Source organism: Oleiphilus sp. HI0123 (assembly GCF_001635315.1).
The window spans coordinates 1-2,696 of sequence record NZ_LWGE01001230.1 but is presented as its reverse complement, the minus strand read 5'-3'; the positions used below and the strand labels follow the sequence as shown (position 1 = coordinate 2,696).

Sequence of the window (2,696 nt, the reverse complement as noted above, 5' to 3'; positions counted from 1 at the left end):
CTTTTTCAGAAATATGAGGACCTAAAAGAACCTTATAGATACGTTGTTCATTCATCCCAACATCTCCTCAATCTTTTTAAGAGCAGAAACTGTGACAACCACCTTATCGAAACCAACAAGGCTTACAGGGTCAACACTTTCCGCATCACGCACATCCACTTTAGGGATATTGCGAGACGCCAAATATAAGTTTTGATCAATTTCTTCAGAGATGATCAAAGTACTATCTAGCAAACCCTGCTCTTTCAACTTAGCAGCCAGCTCTTTTGTCTTTGGCTCAGCAACAGTTAGCTCTTCAACAACCAACAAACGCTCCTGACGAACCAACTCTGACAAAATAACCTGCATCGCTGCACGATACATTTTACGGTTTACTTTTTGAGAGTGATCTTGCGGCTTCGCAGCAAATGTAACACCACCTGAACGCCAGATTGGGCTACGAATAGTACCTGCACGTGCACGACCAGAACCCTTCTGCTTCCATGGCTTCTTACCACCACCACTTACTTCAGAACGAGTTTTCTGAGCTCGAGAACCCTGGCGGGCAGCTGCCATATATGCAGTGACAACCTGATGAACCAAAGACTCATTAAATTCACGAGAAAACGTAGCTTCAGATACAGCCACTGAATTTCCAGAACCAGTAATTGTTAATTCCATGACGCCCCCTATGCCTTCTGTGCTGGCTTGACAATGATGTCCGCGCCAGTAGCACCAGGAACAGAACCTTTAATCAATAAAAGGTTACGTTCTGCGTCTACACGAACGACTTCTAAGCTCTGAACAGTAACTTGTTCAGCACCCATGTGACCTGACATCTTCTTGCCTTTAAAAACACGACCTGGCGTCTGACACTGACCAATTGAACCGTTTGATCTGTGTGACAACGAGTTACCATGCGTCGCATCTTGCATGCCAAAGTTCCAACGCTTAATACCGCCCTGGAAACCTTTACCTTTAGACTGACCAGTTACATCAATAATCTGACCAACTTCGAAGACTGTCGCATTAAGTGCGTCACCTGCTTTAAGATCTTCGCCTTCGCCTTCCGCCAAACGGAATTCCCAAAGACCACGACCCGCTTCAACACCTGCTTTCGCAAAATGTCCAGCTGCAGCTTTAGATACGCGAGAAGCGCGACGCTCACCAACAGTTACCTGAATTGCACGGTAACCATCAACATCGTCTGTTCTCACCTGTGTGATACGGTTATCTTCAACCTCGATAACCGTTACCGGAATGGATGCACCTTCGTCTGTAAAAACTCGAGTCATCCCAGCCTTACGGCCGACTAAACCAATCGCCATTTTTCACCTCTTAAGTGTACGGGGCTTTCACCCTCTATGGCCCTATAAATTAGGTAGTTACACTTTACCGCTCGATCTAACTTGAACGGCACCAACTTTTTAGAAAAGTTGGAAAAACTTAACCAAGACTAATCTGAACGTCTACGCCAGCTGCCAGGTCAAGTTTCATTAGTGCATCTACAGTTTTTTCTGTAGGCTCTACAATATCCATCATTCTCTTATGAGTACGAATCTCATACTGATCACGCGCATCTTTGTTTACGTGAGGAGAAATCAAAACTGTAAATCTCTCTTTCTTAGTTGGAAGAGGAATCGGACCACGCACTTGCGCACCGGTTCTCTTCGCCGTATCTACAATTTCTTGTGTAGACTGATCGATCAGACGATAATCAAAAGCTTTTAGTCTGATTCTGATTTTTTGGCTTTGCATGTGACCAAAACTCCAGTAATTAGCCACTTAAACCCAAAAAGGCGCGTGACTGCTGTATAAAAAAGGAGCCGCATTGTACGTATTGCAACCAACCGTGTCAACCGACATCCCGACATAAATACGATTTCTTTTAGCACAAAAAAAAGAGCCGCCCGAAGGCAGCTCTTTTTTTAGGATATAGGCGTCAGATTATTCAACAATCTTAGCTACAACACCCGCACCTACAGTACGACCACCTTCACGAATCGCGAAGCGTAGACCTTCTTCCATCGCGATTGGCGCGATCAAAGTAGCTGTTAACTGTACGTTATCACCAGGCATTACCATTTCAACACCTTCAGGCAACTCACAAGCACCTGTCACATCAGTCGTACGGAAGTAGAACTGTGGACGGTAACCTTGGAAGAATGGCGTATGACGACCACCTTCATCTTTACCCAAGATATATACTTCAGCTTCAAACTTAGTGTGAGGCTTAACAGAACCAGGCACACATAGAACCTGACCACGCTCAACTTCGTCACGCTTAGTACCACGCAGAAGAACACCAACGTTCTCACCCGCACGACCTTCGTCTAGAAGCTTACGGAACATCTCAACACCAGTACAAGTAGTGGTTTGAGTTTCCTTGATACCAACAATCTCGATTTCTTCACCAACTTTGATGATACCACGCTCAACACGACCCGTTACAACCGTACCACGACCTGAGATTGAGAACACGTCCTCAACAGGCATTAGGAATGGCTGATCTACAGCACGCTCTGGCTCTGGAATATAAGAATCTAGCGACTCAACCAACTTCTTAACAGCAGTTGTACCTAGCTCGTTATCATCTTCGCCGTTCAATGCCATCAAAGCAGAACCTGCGATAATTGGCGTATCATCACCTGGGAACTCATAAGTGTCTAGCAACTCACGAATTTCCATTTCAACCAATTCAAGCATCTCGTTGTATT

Annotated in this window: 4 protein-coding genes; all 4 read right to left on the bottom strand. The window is 45.0% G+C overall.

Annotated features, from left to right (window positions below):
- Positions 1–51: 51 nt before the first annotated feature.
- Complete coding sequence (gene rplD / locus A3761_RS14150) at positions 52–660, bottom strand: 50S ribosomal protein L4 (RefSeq protein WP_068739183.1); 609 nt, start codon at positions 658–660, stop codon at positions 52–54.
- Positions 661–668: 8 nt separating this feature from the next.
- Positions 669–1,307 carry a 50S ribosomal protein L3 gene (gene rplC / locus A3761_RS14145; RefSeq protein WP_068508507.1) on the bottom strand — a complete coding sequence of 213 codons (639 nt, stop codon included), beginning with the start codon at positions 1,305–1,307 and terminating at the stop codon, positions 669–671.
- A 118-nt stretch (positions 1,308–1,425) separates the two neighbouring features.
- A complete protein-coding gene (gene rpsJ / locus A3761_RS14140) occupies positions 1,426–1,737 on the bottom strand; it encodes a 30S ribosomal protein S10 (protein WP_068455763.1) in 312 nt (103 codons plus the stop codon).
- A gap of 189 nt (positions 1,738–1,926) precedes the next feature.
- Positions 1,927–2,696 (bottom strand): elongation factor Tu (locus A3761_RS14135; RefSeq protein ID WP_156491852.1); only part of this gene is annotated, 770 nt, incomplete at its 5' end.